15 protein-coding genes are annotated in these 14,641 nt (G+C 71.3%); 11 read left to right on the forward strand and 4 right to left on the reverse strand.

Annotation, left to right across the window (positions count from 1 at the left end; genetic code table 11):
- Window positions 1–46 precede the first annotated feature (46 nt).
- A complete protein-coding gene (locus tag ACIPVB_RS06470) occupies window positions 47–1,354 on the forward strand; it encodes a hypothetical protein (protein ID WP_400367693.1) in 1,308 nt (435 codons plus the stop codon).
- A 76-nt stretch (window positions 1,355–1,430) separates the two neighbouring features.
- Window positions 1,431–1,757, forward strand: a complete 327-nt coding sequence (locus ACIPVB_RS06475) for an MTH1187 family thiamine-binding protein (RefSeq protein WP_400367694.1) — start codon at window positions 1,431–1,433, stop codon at window positions 1,755–1,757.
- A 16-nt stretch (window positions 1,758–1,773) separates the two neighbouring features.
- Here the strand turns inward: ACIPVB_RS06475 and ACIPVB_RS06480 are convergent, their stop codons facing one another.
- Window positions 1,774–2,232: a hypothetical protein gene (locus ACIPVB_RS06480; RefSeq protein WP_400367695.1), complete on the reverse strand. Its 459-nt coding sequence runs from the start codon at window positions 2,230–2,232 to the stop codon at window positions 1,774–1,776.
- Window positions 2,233–2,451: 219 nt separating this feature from the next.
- On the opposite strand from ACIPVB_RS06480, the gene ACIPVB_RS06485 reads away from it, so the two are divergent.
- Complete coding sequence (locus ACIPVB_RS06485) at window positions 2,452–3,699, forward strand: MFS transporter (protein ID WP_400368197.1); 1,248 nt, start codon at window positions 2,452–2,454, stop codon at window positions 3,697–3,699.
- 59 nt (window positions 3,700–3,758) lie between these two features.
- Here the strand turns inward: ACIPVB_RS06485 and ACIPVB_RS06490 are convergent, their stop codons facing one another.
- Complete coding sequence (locus ACIPVB_RS06490; protein ID WP_400367696.1) at window positions 3,759–4,964, reverse strand: homoserine O-acetyltransferase; 1,206 nt, start codon at window positions 4,962–4,964, stop codon at window positions 3,759–3,761.
- 123 nt (window positions 4,965–5,087) lie between these two features.
- Between ACIPVB_RS06490 and ACIPVB_RS06495 the strand changes: the two genes are divergently transcribed.
- A complete protein-coding gene (locus tag ACIPVB_RS06495; protein ID WP_400367697.1) occupies window positions 5,088–5,786 on the forward strand; it encodes an SDR family NAD(P)-dependent oxidoreductase in 699 nt (232 codons plus the stop codon).
- 96 nt (window positions 5,787–5,882) lie between these two features.
- Here ACIPVB_RS06495 and ACIPVB_RS06500 read toward each other — a convergent pair whose 3' ends face one another.
- The gene (locus tag ACIPVB_RS06500; RefSeq protein ID WP_400367698.1) at window positions 5,883–7,205 is read right to left on the reverse strand and encodes a bifunctional o-acetylhomoserine/o-acetylserine sulfhydrylase; all 1,323 of its coding nucleotides are present in this window, start codon (window positions 7,203–7,205) and stop codon (window positions 5,883–5,885) included.
- A 166-nt stretch (window positions 7,206–7,371) separates the two neighbouring features.
- Here ACIPVB_RS06500 and ACIPVB_RS06505 point away from each other — a divergent pair, with 166 nt between their 5' ends.
- Entirely contained in the window at window positions 7,372–8,142 is a 771-nt protein-coding gene (locus tag ACIPVB_RS06505; protein WP_400367699.1) for an SDR family oxidoreductase, read from the forward strand.
- Between the two features lie 13 nt (window positions 8,143–8,155).
- On the opposite strand, the gene ACIPVB_RS06510 is transcribed toward ACIPVB_RS06505, so the two are convergent.
- Window positions 8,156–9,643 (reverse strand): MFS transporter, encoded by a 1,488-nt coding sequence (locus ACIPVB_RS06510; RefSeq protein WP_400367700.1) that lies wholly within the window; start codon window positions 9,641–9,643, stop codon window positions 8,156–8,158.
- Between the two features lie 132 nt (window positions 9,644–9,775).
- Between ACIPVB_RS06510 and ACIPVB_RS06515 the strand changes: the two genes are divergently transcribed.
- The 6 genes from ACIPVB_RS06515 (at window position 9,776) to ACIPVB_RS06540 (ending at window position 14,587) form a co-directional block, all read left to right on the forward strand.
- On the forward strand, window positions 9,776–10,501 hold the full coding sequence (locus tag ACIPVB_RS06515) for a hypothetical protein (RefSeq protein ID WP_400367701.1): 726 nt from the start codon (window positions 9,776–9,778) through the stop codon (window positions 10,499–10,501).
- A gap of 94 nt (window positions 10,502–10,595) precedes the next feature.
- The gene (locus tag ACIPVB_RS06520) at window positions 10,596–11,438 is read left to right on the forward strand and encodes a sigma-70 family RNA polymerase sigma factor (protein WP_400367702.1); all 843 of its coding nucleotides are present in this window, start codon (window positions 10,596–10,598) and stop codon (window positions 11,436–11,438) included.
- Window positions 11,439–11,563: 125 nt separating this feature from the next.
- On the forward strand, window positions 11,564–12,424 hold the full coding sequence (locus ACIPVB_RS06525) for a flagellin (RefSeq protein ID WP_400367703.1): 861 nt from the start codon (window positions 11,564–11,566) through the stop codon (window positions 12,422–12,424).
- A gap of 101 nt (window positions 12,425–12,525) precedes the next feature.
- On the forward strand, window positions 12,526–13,896 hold the full coding sequence (gene fliD, locus ACIPVB_RS06530; protein WP_400367704.1) for a flagellar filament capping protein FliD: 1,371 nt from the start codon (window positions 12,526–12,528) through the stop codon (window positions 13,894–13,896).
- Between the two features lie 35 nt (window positions 13,897–13,931).
- A complete protein-coding gene (gene fliS, locus ACIPVB_RS06535; RefSeq protein ID WP_400367705.1) occupies window positions 13,932–14,315 on the forward strand; it encodes a flagellar export chaperone FliS in 384 nt (127 codons plus the stop codon).
- Window positions 14,312–14,587 (forward strand): hypothetical protein, encoded by a 276-nt coding sequence (locus ACIPVB_RS06540; protein ID WP_400367706.1) that lies wholly within the window; start codon window positions 14,312–14,314, stop codon window positions 14,585–14,587. The genes fliS and ACIPVB_RS06540 overlap by 4 nt, the downstream gene beginning before the upstream one ends.
- Window positions 14,588–14,641 lie beyond the last annotated feature (54 nt).

Genomic DNA, 14,641 nt, shown 5'->3' on the forward strand with positions numbered 1-14,641 from the left:
CACCGGCCGTCCCGATCGCACAGGAGCGCCCGATTAGGATGAGGCGGTGCTGAGGCGTGTCGTCCCCCTTTTGATCGCGTTCGTCGCCGTGCACGTCGTGGTGGGGTGGCTGGGCTACCAGCAGCCCAACGAGCCCATGGGCGACGTGTACCTGGTGTACGAACCGTGGTCGCGTTGCGCCCTGTTCGGAGGCGTCGACCTGAGCTCGTGCACGCGCAGCGTCGCGTGGGAGTGGCCCGGGATCACCGAGAAGTGGATCTACCCGCAGCTCGCCTTCCTGCCCATGACGTTCGCGTGGGTGTTCGCGTGGGCGGTCGGCTACACCCCCGCCTGGGCGATCACCGTCTCGCTGTTCAACCTCGTGGCCTTCGTCATCCTCATCGGTTCGGGTCGCTCGCGCGGCCGCGTCATCGCCGCATGGTTCTGGGTGGCCGCCATCCTGTTGATCGGCCCGGTGGGCCTGTACCGCATCGACGGCATCACCGTCCCGTTCGCGATCCTCGGCGGTATCTGGATGCTGCGGCGTCCGTTCCTGGCCTCCGTGCTGCTGTCGATCGCGGTGTGGATGAAGGTGTGGCCCGCGGCCATCCTGGCGGCGGGGCTCGTCGCGGTGCGTCGGCGCCTGGCCCTGGTGTGGGGGGCGGTGACGGTGTCGCTGGCGACCATCATCCCGGTCGTCGCGCTGGGCGGTGCCCCGTACGTGTTCGGCTTCGTCGGGGACCAGACCTCGCGCGGCATCCAGATGGAGGCTCCGGTCGGGGGCCTGTACATGTTCCTCGCCGCGTTCTACGTGCCCGGCAGCGAGGTGTACTACGACGGCGACGTCCTGACCTTCCAGGTGACGGGCCCCGGGGCGGACGTGGTCATCGCCGTGATGACGCCGCTGATGCTGCTGGTCATGGCCGCCGTCGCTCTGGTCGGCGTCCGCAAGCTGCGCCACGGGGCGACGTTCCTGAGCCTTTTCCCGCCCCTCGCGCTCGCCCTGGTCACCGCGTTCATCGCTCTGAACAAGGTCGGGTCGCCGCAGTACTACGTGTGGCTGTTCCCCCCCGTGGTGCTGGGACTGCTGCTCGAGCGGCGTCGCTGGTACGGCTTCGCCGCCCTCACCCTCGTCATCGCGGGGCTGACGCAATGGATGTACCCGTTGATGTACGACGGACTCATGGCGCAGCACCCCAACCCGTTCCCGACCGCGGTGCTCGAGGTGCGAAACGTCCTCGGGATCGTGCTGCTCGTGTGGGCCATCGTTCGCGTGGTCCGCGCACCCGTCGGGCGCGTGCGTCCGCCGGCGGGACTGCGCGAGATCGTCACCGGGCGTCGTCCCGTGCCCGCCCGGTCGAGCGTCCGCCTCTGAGCCGGCATCACCGGTCCCGTCGACGGCGTACGGGCGGGAGATCGTCGAGACGGGCGCGTGGACGTAGTCTCGGACCATGCTCATCGCTTTCTCGGTCGCCCCGTCCGGCGTCGGAACCGCCGCAGCGGAGAACCCCGACGCGTCCGTCCACGACGCCGTCGCCGCCGCCGTGGCGGTCGTCCGCGGGTCGGGCCTGCCCCACCGCACGACCTCGATGTTCACCGAGGTCGAGGGGGAGTGGGACGAGGTGTTCGCCGTCGTCAAGGCGGCGACGGATGCCGTTCTGCCCTACGGATCGCGGGTTTCCCTCGTGCTCAAGGCCGACATCCGACCCGGCCGCACCGGAGAGCTCGACGGCAAGATCGACCGGCTGGAGCGGGCACTGGAGCGCCGCGAGGACTGATCGCCCTGGCCCCCGCTCACACGGCGGGAGGTTCGGTCCAGATGTGCCGCGTGATCGCGGTGACGTCGGCGTCGATGCGCGCCATGTCGCTGCGGAGCCGGCTCTCGACGCTCGCGATCTGCGCCGTGAGCCCGGCTTCGACGCCGTCGATCTTGGCGTTGAGTCCGGCTTCGACGCCGTCGATCTTGGCGTTGAGTCCGGCTTCGACGCCGTCGATCTTGGCGTTGAGCCCGGCCTCGACGCGGTCGATCTTGGCGTCGAGCCTCGCCTCGACGATCTCGATGCGCGCTCGCGTCGCCTCGGATTCGGCCGCGAGCTCGGCGCGGGCGGCGTCGATCTTCATGTCGAGGCGCTCGGTGTTGGCCGTGACGACCTTGGTGAGCGTCGAGGTGATGAGGTTCGTCGTGAACGTCATGCCGCCGAGGATCGCCGCGGCGAACGTGCCGATGAGCACCCAGACCTGCGGTTCCGTCATGTGCAGCATCCCTCCAGCATGCGGTGGAGGATGTCGACGGTGCCACATTCGGGTGCGCTCGGTGGACGCGGCGGTTGACATCGGGGATCGATCCGCAGGGCCGCCCGCGGGGGAGGAGGGGCGCGGGTCCACCTCTCATCTCGAAACGATTCGACCGGGGCCGGTCCCGCCGACTAGCATCGTCGAGTGACCTCTTCGACGACCTCGAGAGGTGCGGCGATGCGGGCGCTCCTTTCTCTCGCCATCGGCAGCTTCGGCATCGGCATGACCGAATTCGTGGTGATGGGCCTCTTGCCCAACATCGGCCGCGATCTGCTGCCCATCGCCTGGGCCGCGTCCCCCGACGACGCCATCGCCCAGGCCGGGTGGCTGATCTCGCTCTACGCGTTGGGCGTGGTGGTGGGAGCCCCGACCATCGCCGGGTCCGTGGCGCGCTTCCCCCGCCACCGGGTCATGATCGTCCTCGCCGCCGCCCTCGCGTTCTTCACGCTGCTCACGGTCATCGCCCCCACCTACGAGCTCGTCGCGGCGTCGCGCTTTCTCGCCGGTCTTCCCCATGGGGCCTACTTCGGCATCGGTGCGCTCGTCGCGGCCGACGTCCTCGGTCCCGGCAATCGAGCCAAGGGTGTCGCGTTCGTCCTCACGGGCCTGACGATCGCCAACGTCGTCGGCGTGCCGCTGGGCACCCTGCTGGGCCAGCAGGTCGGCTGGCGCGCCGCTTTCGCGGTCGTGGCGGGCATCTTCCTGCTCGCGACGGTGTGCATCGCGCTCTTCGTCCCCCACCACCCCGGTACCCCCGGGCGTCGCCTGAGGGACGAGTTGCGCGTGTTCCGCATCGGTCAGGTGTGGTTTGCGCTCGGCATCGGCGCGGTCGGGTTCGGCGGCTTCTTCGCGATGTACAGCTACATCGCGCCCATGATCACCGACGTCGCCGGTCAGCCCGAGTGGGCGGTGTCACTCGTCCTGGTGCTGGTGGGCGTGGGGATGACGATCGGCAACATCGTCGGCGGAGCCCTCGCCGACAAAGACCTGCGCTTCTGGCTGTACGTCGGACTCATCGCCCTGGCCGTGGCATCCATCGGTCTCGCCCTCACCGCGGCATGGATCGTCTCGCTCGTGCTGTTCGCGTTCCTGGTGGCCTTCTGCGGGGCGGCGCTGAGCCCGTCGATCCAGACGCGTCTGATGGACGTCGCCGAGGACAACCAGTCCATCGCCGCCGCCCTCAACCACTCCGCGCTGAACATCGGCAACAGCCTGGGCGCCTTCCTCGGCGGCCTCGCGATCGCCGCGGGTCTCGGTCTGGTCGCACCCGCGTGGGTCGGCGCGTTGCTCGCGCTGGGTGGGCTGGTGGTCGCGCTGGTCTCGTACCGGGTCGAGGATCGATCCGGCCGTCACCCTGCGCACCGGATGCCGGCTGCCGAGGCCGCGACGACGGCCATCACCGGGTCGATCCCCACCCAGCGCTGATACCGGCGCGGCGCGGCGCGGGCGTCCGGCCCGTCGCGTCCGACCGGGCGAACGCGGGCTCAGTCGGCGAACAGGCGGCGCAGGTGCGTCGCGACGGCCGCCGTCTCGATGAGGAATCCGTCGTGACCGAAGTCGCTCGAGAGCACGACCGCCGAATCGCCGTCGAGCGTCCGGGGGATGCCGCGGGCGATGCGGTGCTGACCGTCGATGGGGAAGAGCCGGTCGCTGTCGATGCCGAGCACCAGGGTCGTGGCGGTGACCCGCGCCAAGGCGTCTTCGACGCCGTCGCGATCGCGTCCGATATCGTGCGAGTTCATGGCCTCGACGAGGGTGAGGTAGCTGTTCGCGTCGAAGCGTCGCGTGAACTTGTTGCCGTGGAAGTCGAGGTAGGACTCCACGGCGAAGCGGCCCCCGCGCCCGAGGGGGCTGACGCCCGACTGCCACGACCGCTGGAAGCGCTGATTCAGCTCGGTGGGGCTGCGATAGTTCAACAACGCCATGCGCCGGGCGAGGGCGAGTCCGCGGTGGGGCCCGTCGCCGTCGCCGGCGTCGTAGTACTCGCCGCCCGCGAAACGCGGGTCGACGCGCACGGTGTCCACCTGCACGGAGTTCTGGGCGATCTGGTCGGCCGTGGTGACCGGCGGGGCCGACAGGATCGCCGCGCGGGCGACGCGGTCGGGATGACCCACCGCCCACTCGAGCGCGTGCATTCCGCCCATGGACCCGCCCACCACCGCGTACCACCGCGGGATGCCGAGCTCGTCGGCCAGGAGCGCCTGGGCGGCCACCTGGTCGCGGATGGTGAGGTACGGGAAACGCGAGGCCCACTCGTACCCGTCGGGCGCGATGCTCGCGGGACCGGTCGAGCCCTGGCATCCGCCCAGCATGTTGGGGGCGACGACGAAGTAGCGGTCGGTGTCGATCGCGGCGCCGGGACCCACGAGGTCGCTCCACCATCCCGCCGTGGGATGCCCCGGGCCGGCGGCGCCGCGCACGTGGCTGTCGCCGGTCAGGGCGTGCAGGATCAGCACGGCGTTGTCGCGGTCGGGGGAGAGCTCGCCCCACGACTCGTACGCGAGCCGGACGTGGGGCAGGGACTCGCCGTTCTCGGTGGCGAACATCCCGAACGACGCGAACCGCCGCTCGCCCACGGGATCGCCGTCCCGCCACGCCCCCGTCGCCGGGGGACGACCGAGCAGCGACCGTGCGTCGGCCTCCGTCACCGGAGCCGAGGGCACCGTGTCTTCGGAGATCTGCCAGTCCATGGCATCCATTCTCCCCGGACGGCGAGGGATGCCGCGGACTGTTACGTCTGCGATGCGCGAGCGCGTCGTGCGCGAAATGTCCACCCCCCTTCGTGGGTGGGGTGCGCTCGTCAGGATCGCGGCATGACGAACTTCCTCCTCATCGCGGCCTCGAGCGACATCGGCGGGGCGACGGCGACACGACTGCGCGATGCGGGGCACCGCGTCATCACCACGGCGAGGGATTCCTCGGTCATCGAGCCGGACCACGTGCTGGATGCCACGGACTTCGACGCGGTCGACCGCGTCGTCGCCGAGGCGGGCCACCTGGACGGCATCGCGGTGTTCGCGGGCTCCATGCTGCTCAAGCCCGCCCACCTCACATCTCGCGCCCAGTACGACGGGTTGATCGACGCCTCGCTCACGACGGCTTTCGCCGCGGTGCGGGCCGCGGGAGCGCACATGCGCGACGGCGGCGCCGTGGTGCTGGTGTCGTCGGCGGCGGCCCTGGCGGGGCTGCCGAACCACGACGGGATCGCCGCAGCCAAGGCCGGTGTGATCGGCCTGACCCTGTCGGCCGCGGCCAGTTACGCCGCGCACGGCTTGCGGGTGAACGCGGTGGCGCCGGGTCTGGTGCAGACCCGCCTGACCGCGAAGCTCACCTCGAGCGACGTGTCGCGCAAGGTCTCGGAGGCGATGCATCCGCTCGGTCGTCTCGGCGAGCCCGACGACGTCGCCCGGGCGGTGGAGTTCCTGCTGGCACCCGAGAACGCGTGGATGACGGGTCAGGTACTCGGCGTCGACGGGGGCCTGGGCAGCCTGCGCCCCCGCCAGAAGCTCTGACCCCCCTGACCCCAACGCGCGAGTCGCCAGGAACCGTCGCCGACCCGAGGGTCGAGGCGACAGATCCTGGCGACTCGCGCGAGGTGGGGAGGCGGGTCAGGCGCGGGCGGCCTCGGCGAAGCGACGCGCTGCGGCCAGGGCCTGGTCCAGATCGGCCTTGAGGTCGTCGATGTTCTCGAGGCCCACCGACAGGCGCACGAGGCCCGGGGTCACGCCCGCCGTCAGCTGCTGCTCGGGCGTGAGCTGCGAGTGGGTGGTGGAGGCGGGGTGGATGACGAGCGAGCGCACGTCGCCGATGTTCGCGAGGTGGCTGAACAGGCTGAGCGCGTTCACGAACTCACGACCCGCCTCGACGCCGCCCTTGAGCTCGAACGACAGCACGGCACCCACGCCCTTGGGGGCGTAGTTGTTGGCCGCGGCGTACCAGGGCGAGGTGGGCAGGCCCGAGTAGTTCACCGTCGCGACGTCGGGGTGCGACTCGAGCCACTCCGCGATGTCCTGGGCGTTCTGCACGTGACGCTCGACGCGCAGCGACAGGGTCTCGATGCCCTGGATGAGCTGCCACGCGCTCTGCGGGGAGATCGAGGCGCCGAGGTCGCGCAGCAGCTGCACGCGCGCCTTGATGACGTAGGCGAGGGCGTCGCCGACGGCCTGCGTGTAGACCGCACCGTGGTAAGAGGGGTCGGGCGTGGTGAGACCGGGGAAGCGGTCGGCGTGCTCCGACCACGGGAACCGGCCGCCGTCGACGATGACGCCGCCGATCGTGGTGCCGTGTCCGCCGAGGAACTTCGTCGCCGAGTGCACGATGATGTCGGCACCGTGCTCGAACGGGCGGATGAGGTACGGCGTCGCGATCGTGTTGTCGACGATGAGGGGAACGCCGGCCGCGTGTGCGACGTCGGCGACGGAGCGGATGTCGAGGACGTTGATCTTGGGGTTGCCGATCGTCTCGGCGAAGAACAGCTTGGTGTTCGGCCGGACCGCCGCGCGCCACTCGTCGGCATCGTCCTGGTTCTCGACGAACGTCGTCTCGATGCCGAGCTTGGCGAGCGTGTACTTGAAGAGGTTGTAGGTGCCGCCGTAGATCGAGCTCGACGAGACGATGTGGTCGCCCGCCTGGGCGATGTTGAGGACCGCGAAGGTCTCGGCGGCCTGCCCGCTGGCGACGAGGAGGGCGCCGGTGCCGCCCTCGAGGCCCGCGACGCGCTGCTCGACGACGTCCTGCGTGGGGTTCTGGATACGGGTGTAGATGTTGCCGAACTCCGCGAGCGCGAAGAGGTTCGCGGCGTGGTCGGCGTTGTCGAACACGTACGAGGTCGTCTGGTAGATCGGCGTCGCGCGCGCCTTGGTGACCGGGTCGGGCTGGGCACCCGTGTGGATCTGCTTGGTCTCGAAACGCCAGTTCTCGGGTGCCGACATGACTGCTCCTCAGCTTCGTCCGGCCGGGCGGTCGCCCGGGCCTGCTGCGAGCGTAAAGAGGGTCTGCGACGCCGACAACCGTTGGGGACACGCGCCGTAATACCACGGGAGGAGCCGGGCCGAGGGGGCGCGGGGGCGTTGGAGGGGGCGCAGTAGCGTGGATGCCATGACGCGACGCGCGATGGTGACCGGGGCCAGTTCGGGTATCGGAGAGGCGACCGCACGAGCATTGCGAGCCCGCGGGTGGGAGGTCGCGGGGGTGGCCCGCCGGGCTGACCGCCTGACCGCCCTCGCCGCCGAGACCGGCATCATGGCCTACCCCGCCGATCTGACCGACGCCGACGCCGTCGCCGGCCTCGCGGCCTGGCTCGACGAGACCGGCGGAGTGGACGCGCTCGTGCACGTGGCGGGCGGGGCGCGCGGCAGCGACCGGATCGAGGACGGCGACCCCGAGGACTGGCGCTGGATGTTCGAGGCGAACGTGCTCACGGGCCAACGGCTGGTGGCATCCCTTCTTCCGGCGCTGCGGCGCGCGGCGGACGACGTCGGCCACGCCGACCTGCTGTTCGTCACCTCGACCGCCGCGCAGACGGCGTACCCGGGCGGCGGCGGCTACAACGCGGCCAAGGCGGGTGAATCCATGCTCGTGCACGCACTGCGTCAGGAGCTCAACGGCGAACCCCTGCGCGTGATCGAGATCGCCCCCGGCATGGTGCGCACCGAGGAGTTCTCGCTCAACCGTCTCGGCGGCGATCGCGCCGCCGCCGACAAGCTCTACGAGGGCGTCGAGGCGCCGCTCGTCGCGGACGACGTCGCCGACGTGATCGTCTACGCGCTCGATGCGCCGGGGCACGTCAACCTCGACCTGGTGACGATGCGCCCGGTTGCGCAATCCGCGCAGCACCTGCTCGCCCGGGGGCCGCTCACGACCCGCTGAACGCGGGCGCGCGTCATGCGCGCTCGCCGCGCGCGGAGACCTCGGCCTGCTCGGCATCCGCGAAGGCGACCTTCGGCACGCACAGCAGCAGGATCGCCGCGAGGAAACCGCCCACGCTGCAGATGATCCACACGGTGAGATATCCGGCGAACGGTGCCGCGGTGCCGACGACGGCTCCCGCGCCCGCGGCGAGGACCACGCCGAAGACCGCCGACGACATGGTGCCGCCTACCGTCTTGGTCGTGTTGGTGAGGGCCGCGGCCACCCCGGTCTGCCCCCGCGGGGCGGCCGCGGCGGCCGCCGCGGGCATCGCCGCCACCAGCGCGCCCGAGCCGAGGCCCGCGATCCCCAGGCACAGCAGCACCTGCCACAGCGTGGTGTGCAGCGGCACGAACAGGGCGTATCCCACCCCGACCAGGGCGGCCGCCCCGATCAGCACGAGCCGGGGACTGGCGCGCCGCGACGTCACGGCGAACAGGACCGCTCCGACGATGAGCGACACCAGGTAGACCCCGATCACGTTGGAGCGGTCGGTGGCATCCAATCCCAGTCCGTAGCCGAGGGACGGATCGGTCCCGGCGTAGGTGGCCAGCGGGCCCTGCGCCCCCAGCAGGCTGATGCCCACGAGGAACGCCGTCGCCTGAACGGGCCACATCTCGGGGCGCCGCAGCACGCGGACGTCGATCGCCGGGTCGGGGCGGCGCAGCTCGAACCGCACGAACACGACGCCGAGCACCGCCCCGGCGACCAGCAGCCCGGTGACGACCGCCGGACCGGGGCCGTCGGGGAGGCGGACGAAGGACAGCGCGCCCGTGACGCACAGCAGAGCCCCCGCGAGGATGGCGAACCCGCCCACGTCGAGGCGGCGTCGCTCGGGAGCCCGCTCGGACTCGGGCACGCCGAGCCAGATCACCGCGCACACCACTGTCACGACCACCGCCGGGATCGCCAGCGCGACGCGCAGGTCGCCGCCGGTGGCCGCGAACACCCGTCCGGCGGCGAGGGCTCCGGCGATGGCGCCGACCTGCAGGCCCACCACCAGCAGTCCCGCCGCGCGACGCGTGCGCGAGACCCCCCGCCCCGACCGGCGCCCCCGGTCGAAGATCAACGCGATCTCCAACGGCAGCCAGACCACGTAGAACCCCTGCAGGGCCCACGCGATGAGGAAGGTCGCGAAAGAGTCCGCGAACACGAGCCCCCAGCTCGCCGCCGCGGTGGCCATCGCGGACAACAGCAGGATGCGCTTGTGCCCGAACATGTCGCCGAGCTTGGCGAGCACGGGCAGCACGAGCGCCGACAGCAGCAGTTGCGCGGCCTCGAACCAGTTGACGTCGGCGTCGCGGATGCCCAGGTGCACGACGATGTCGGGCAGGAGGGGGACGTAGAAGCCCTGCAGGATGCCGCTGGCGAGCTCGACCACGACGAACCAGCCGATCAGACCCGCGGTCACGCCCAGGGCCGACGTCCGCGCCCTCGCGACCGCGCCGGAGACGCGTGACATGGCGCGAGAGTAGCACCGGGGCGGGCGGGGTGCGCCGGAGGTACGGCCGTCCTCCGGGTGCAAGGGGCGTGGGGAGCCGCTCGCGCCTCTGCTATGTTCGCTCGTAAACGTGCAGAAAAAGGAGACCCCGCGGTGACAGAGCGCGCGCAGTGGACGCCGCGGGTCTCGAGTGGCACCGGCGTGCGGGGCGGTATGGGCGCGGTCGATCTGATCGAGCGGTTCGCCCGGCTCAACGGTCTCGACGAGCGCGAGGTGCACGCCCAGCTCGACGGCCTCGCCACGGCATACCCCACCTTGCGCGCGCACGCCGTCGCCACGCGACTGGCCGCAGAGGCGAGCCGGGACGGCCTGTCGGCGGAGGTCTTCTTCGGTCGCTGGGCGCAGCTGCACGGTGTCATCGCCCACCCCGGTGTCACCTGGTCGCGGGTGCGCGGTCCGCAGTCGCACCCCCGACTCGCGCTGACCCTCGCGGCCGCGGCGCGCGTGCGGACGCGCGCGGCGCTGCTGCGCCTGGACGCCGATCTGCGCCGCGTCGCCGACGCGCTCGCCGACGACGACGGCGCGGCCGTGCTGGCGGGGTTCTCGACGGGCGCCCGGGCCTTCGCCCACCCCGCACAGCCCCGCGTGCTTGCGGGCGTGCATCTCAGTCCCGAGCGGGCGTGGAGGTGGGTCGAGATGGAGCGCATCGCCGCGCTGCTGCAGCGCCACGGACTGCGCGCGCGGTTCGGCCTGTTCGAGGACCAGTGCTCGAGCTCGACGCGCTTTCCCCTGGTGATCTGGAACCCGACGCTGACACCACTGCCGATGACCGGGGTCGCGGTCGCCGAGGTCGAGCTGAGGGTGGTCGGCCGGGCCTGAGTCGCCCCGACGCCCGCCGGCGGATCGGACGGTGGGGGACTCGACATCCGGTGTGCTCTTCATGTGTTATTTTCTGCTCATAAACAAGCAGAAAATGCAGGGGAGCATCGTGTCGGCCGTTCTCGCACCCTCGACACCGCCCGCGGTTCGACCCACGCCCGAGCAACTCGCCCGCGAGAACCTGCCGCTGGCGAAATACCTCGCCGTCGAGAAGGCCCGCACCGCCCTGCACGTCGACCTCGACGACCTGCTGTCGGCCGCGTACCTCGGCCTGGCCACCGCGTCGCTGGAATACGAACCCGAACGCGGCATCCCCTTCGGCGCGTACGCGCGCACCAAGATCACCTGGGCGATCCTCAACGAGATGCGCGCCGCCGACCCCGCCGGTGAGCGCGGTCGCGACAAGATCGAGCGCATCCGCGTCGCCGCCGACCTGGTGCGCGTGCGGACGGGTCGCCCCGCCTCCGTCGCCGAACTCGCGGTCGAGTCGGGACTGGATGCCGAGGTCGTCACCCGCATGCAGCTGCTGGACGAGATGGTGCGCACCGGCACGAGCTTCGAGGCGACGTTCGAGGGCGAGGGGCGGGAGGGCGCGAGCCTGACCGCGCTCACCGACCGGGTGATCCTGCCCGAGCACGCGGTCGAGCAGGCCGAGCGGCAACGCATGCTCGACCAGATCGTCGCCGCCCTGCCCGAGCAGACGCGCACCGTCATCCGCGGCGTCTACCTCGAGGAGCGCATGGTCAAAGACCTGGCGCACGAGCTGGGCGTCAGCCACGCCTACGTCTCGAAACTGCGCCGCACCGGTCTCACGCTGCTGCGCGAGGCGCTGGACGCGTGGGACGACGGCACCGAGCCCGACCGGTCCACCGCCACCCGGGCCGCGTTCTTCGACGCCGTGTTCGGCACGCGGACGGCGGTCGCAATCCCCGCCTGAGGGGCCCGGTCGAACCGGCGGAACGCCGACGGCGTCGCCGTGGTTACGCCGCCACCCGATGTCGCGATGGTGGGGGTACGGGACCACGGACGGCCCCGCAGCAATCCCATCCACGGAGGAACAACATGGGTCTTCAGATCGCCACCAACATCGGTGCACTCAACGCGTACCGCAACCTGTCGGCCAACCAGGCCGACGTCTCGAAGTCGCTCGAGAAGCTCTCGAGCGGTCTGCGCATCAACCGCGCCGCGGACGACGCCGCCGGCCTCGCCATCTCGGAAGGCCTGCGCTCGCAGGTCAACGGCCTCAACGTCGCCGCGCGCAACGCCCAGGACGGCATCTCGGTCATCCAGACCGCGGAAGGTGGACTGACGCAGGTCCACTCGATCCTGCAGCGCGTGCGCGACCTCGCCGTGCAGGCCGGTAACGACAGCAACAACGCCGACTCGCGCGCCGCCGTCAGCGCCGAGGTCACCCAGCTGGTCGACGAGCTCGAGCGCATCTCGGACACCACCAACTTCAACGGCATCAAGCTGCTCGACGGCAGCGCGGGCACGGCTGGCGACGGCAAGCTCAGCTTCCAGATCGGTGCCGACGGATCGGCCTCGAGCCAGATCGCGGTCGACCTGGGTCCGGCCAACATCAAGGAGCTCGCCACCAACCTGCGCACCGCGATCGTCACCACCGACGGCTTCGCCTCGCCCGCGGCGGCCGCCACCACCATCACGACCGTCGACACCGCCATCAAGTCGGTCTCGTCGGCTCGTGCCGAGCTGGGTGCCGTGCAGAACCGCTTCGAGTCGACGATCAACTCGCTGCAGGTCTCGGCCGAGAACCTGTCGGCCGCCAAGAGCCGCATCGTCGACACCGACATGGCCGCCGAGATGGTGAAGTACACCGCCTCCAACATCCTGCAGCAGGCCGGTACCGCCATGCTCGCTCAGGCGAACCAGTCCGGCCAGGGCGTTCTGCAGCTCCTGCGCTGAGTCGTCGCGTTGCGCGACCTCGGGCGCCCGGACGGGGGATTCCTCCCGGCCGGGCGCCCTTCCCGTCCCACCCCGTCACCCCCGCGAAGGAGAGCCCCACGATGCAGATCGACGGCCTCGCGTCCGGCATGAAGACCACGGACATCATCGACGCCCTCGTCGCGGTCGCGGCGATCCCCAAGACGCAGGTGACCACGCGCATCACCGATCGCAACACCGTCATCTCCAACCTGCAGTCGCTCAACACCGCCCTCCAGGCCCTGACCGACAAGGCCCGCACGGCGGCCACGGCCACCTCCCTCTCTCGCATGCGCACCACCAGCTCCGACGACGCCGTCACCGTCACCGCCCGCGAGGGCGCCCGCGCGTTCTCGACCTCCGTCGTCGTCGACCGCCTCGCCGCCTCGCACTCCGTCGTCACCGCCGCCGGGGGAGCGGCGTCGTTCGGCGGCCCGTTCACCGTGGTGGCGGGCGACGGCTCCCGCACCGAGATCACCCCCCGCGGCTCCAGCGCCGCCGATCTCGCCACGGCGATCAACGCCTCGCGCGCCGGCGTCACCGCCACCGTCGTCCCGGGCGGACGCGACGCGCAGGGCACCGAACTGTCGCGCGTGCAGATCACCGCGAGCCGCAGCGGCGCGCAGGGCACGTTCTCGCTGCACCGGGGGACGAGCGCCGAGGTGGCGGCATCCACCTCCGTCGACGTGTCGAGCGAGATGGGAGCGGCCGTCCTCACCCGCGGGACGGATGCCGCCCTGCGCCTGTTCGCCGGGACCGCCGCCGAGCAGGTCGTCACCAGCGCCTCGAACACCTTCACCGACATCGGCCGCGGAATCGACCTCACCGTCCGCAAGGTCGCAACCGAGCCGGTCACCGTGACCGTCACCCCCGACTCCTCGGTGCAGGCCGACGTCGCGGCGGCCTTCGTCAAAGACGTCGCCGCGATCCTCACCCGCATCGACAACGGCTCGCGCGTCACCGTCGCCGCCCCCGGGAAGACCAGCACGCTCGGGGTGTTCACCGGCGACAGCACCATCCGCTCGCTGCGCACCGCCCTCGCCGACGCCGTGCAGAGCCCCGTCGACGGCGTCTCGGCCTCGACGGTCGGGATCAGCATCGACAAGTTCGGCGCGCTGTCGTTCGACGCCGAGAAGTTCACCGCGGCGATGGCCGCGGACCCCACGGCGACGCAGAACCTGTTCAGCACCGTCGCCGCGCGCGTGCAGGTCACCACCACGCGGTACGCCGACAAGTACGACGGTCTGGTGACCCAGCGCATCACCGGGCAGCAGAGCGAGGTGAAGACCTGGGAGAAGCAGGTCGAGCGCATGGACGCGCGCCTCGAGATGCGCCGCGCGACCCTCGAACGCACCTACGCGGCCATGGAGGTGCGGTTGTCGAGCCTGCAGTCCCGCTCGCAGTGGCTGGGCTCGCAGCTGTCCGCCCTGACCACGTCGTCGTCCCCGAAGTGATCGTCCCCGAAGTGATCGCCCCTGAAGGAGCAGCCATGTCCACCGTCCTGGACCGCGCCCGGCGCGAATACCTCGAGCAGCAGGTCGCCTCGGCCCCGCCCGAGCGACTCGTGACCATGCTGTACGACCGGCTGCTCGTCGACGTCGAACGCGCAGCCGCCGCGCACACGGCATCCGATCATCCGGCCGCGAGCGCCGCGCTCACCCACGCGCAGGCCATCATCGCCGAACTGCACGGCTCGCTCGACGACCGCTGGGACGGGGCGCCGGACTTGCGCGCCCTCTACACCTACCTGACCGGCCGGCTGATCGTCGCCAACGTCGCCCACGACCCCGCGGCGATCGACGAATGCCGCGCCCTCATCGCGCCGCTGCGCGAGGCGTGGCACGCCGCAGCCGCCGCCGTCGCGCAATCGTGACCGACGAGCTCGCGGCCTGGACCCGCGTGCTGGAGGACTTCGAACGTCAGCTCGCCGCGCCGGACGATGAGCCCCCCGGAGCGTTCGACGCCCCGACGGGCCCCGTGCCCACCGAGCTGGTCGAGCGGGCACGCCTCGTGCGGGAACGTCAACGCGCCAGCATCAGCGCACTCCACGCCGCACGCGAGAACCTCGCGCGCGAACTGCGCGCGCTCCGGCGGATCCCCACGACGGCGTCCGAGACGCCGATCTACCTGGATCTCGACGCCTGACCCGCGGTTACCGCACGCGCACCTGTCGCGATAGTCGCGAAAGAGCACGGATCG

It is taken from the genome of Microbacterium sp. NPDC090007, from assembly GCF_044748345.1.
GTDB lineage: Bacteria > Actinomycetota > Actinomycetes > Actinomycetales > Microbacteriaceae > Microbacterium.

Excerpts from the sequence above, each read along its gene's own strand:
- ACIPVB_RS06475 (WP_400367694.1), top strand. The coding sequence starts at position 1,431 with ATGCTCATCGCTTTCTCGGTCGCCCCGTCCGGCGTCGGAACCGCCGCA.
- ACIPVB_RS06480 (WP_400367695.1), bottom strand. The coding sequence starts at position 2,232 with ATGACGGAACCGCAGGTCTGGGTGCTCATCGGCACGTTCGCCGCGGCG.
- ACIPVB_RS06485 (WP_400368197.1), top strand. The coding sequence starts at position 2,452 with ATGCGGGCGCTCCTTTCTCTCGCCATCGGCAGCTTCGGCATCGGCATG.
- ACIPVB_RS06490 (WP_400367696.1), bottom strand. The coding sequence starts at position 4,964 with ATGGACTGGCAGATCTCCGAAGACACGGTGCCCTCGGCTCCGGTGACG.
- ACIPVB_RS06495 (WP_400367697.1), top strand. The coding sequence starts at position 5,088 with ATGACGAACTTCCTCCTCATCGCGGCCTCGAGCGACATCGGCGGGGCG.
- ACIPVB_RS06500 (WP_400367698.1), bottom strand. The coding sequence starts at position 7,205 with ATGTCGGCACCCGAGAACTGGCGTTTCGAGACCAAGCAGATCCACACG.
- ACIPVB_RS06505 (WP_400367699.1), top strand. The coding sequence starts at position 7,372 with ATGACGCGACGCGCGATGGTGACCGGGGCCAGTTCGGGTATCGGAGAG.
- ACIPVB_RS06510 (WP_400367700.1), bottom strand. The coding sequence starts at position 9,643 with ATGTCACGCGTCTCCGGCGCGGTCGCGAGGGCGCGGACGTCGGCCCTG.
- ACIPVB_RS06520 (WP_400367702.1), top strand. The coding sequence starts at position 10,596 with ATGCAGGGGAGCATCGTGTCGGCCGTTCTCGCACCCTCGACACCGCCC.
- ACIPVB_RS06525 (WP_400367703.1), top strand. The coding sequence starts at position 11,564 with ATGGGTCTTCAGATCGCCACCAACATCGGTGCACTCAACGCGTACCGC.
- fliD (WP_400367704.1), top strand. The coding sequence starts at position 12,526 with ATGCAGATCGACGGCCTCGCGTCCGGCATGAAGACCACGGACATCATC.
- fliS (WP_400367705.1), top strand. The coding sequence starts at position 13,932 with ATGTCCACCGTCCTGGACCGCGCCCGGCGCGAATACCTCGAGCAGCAG.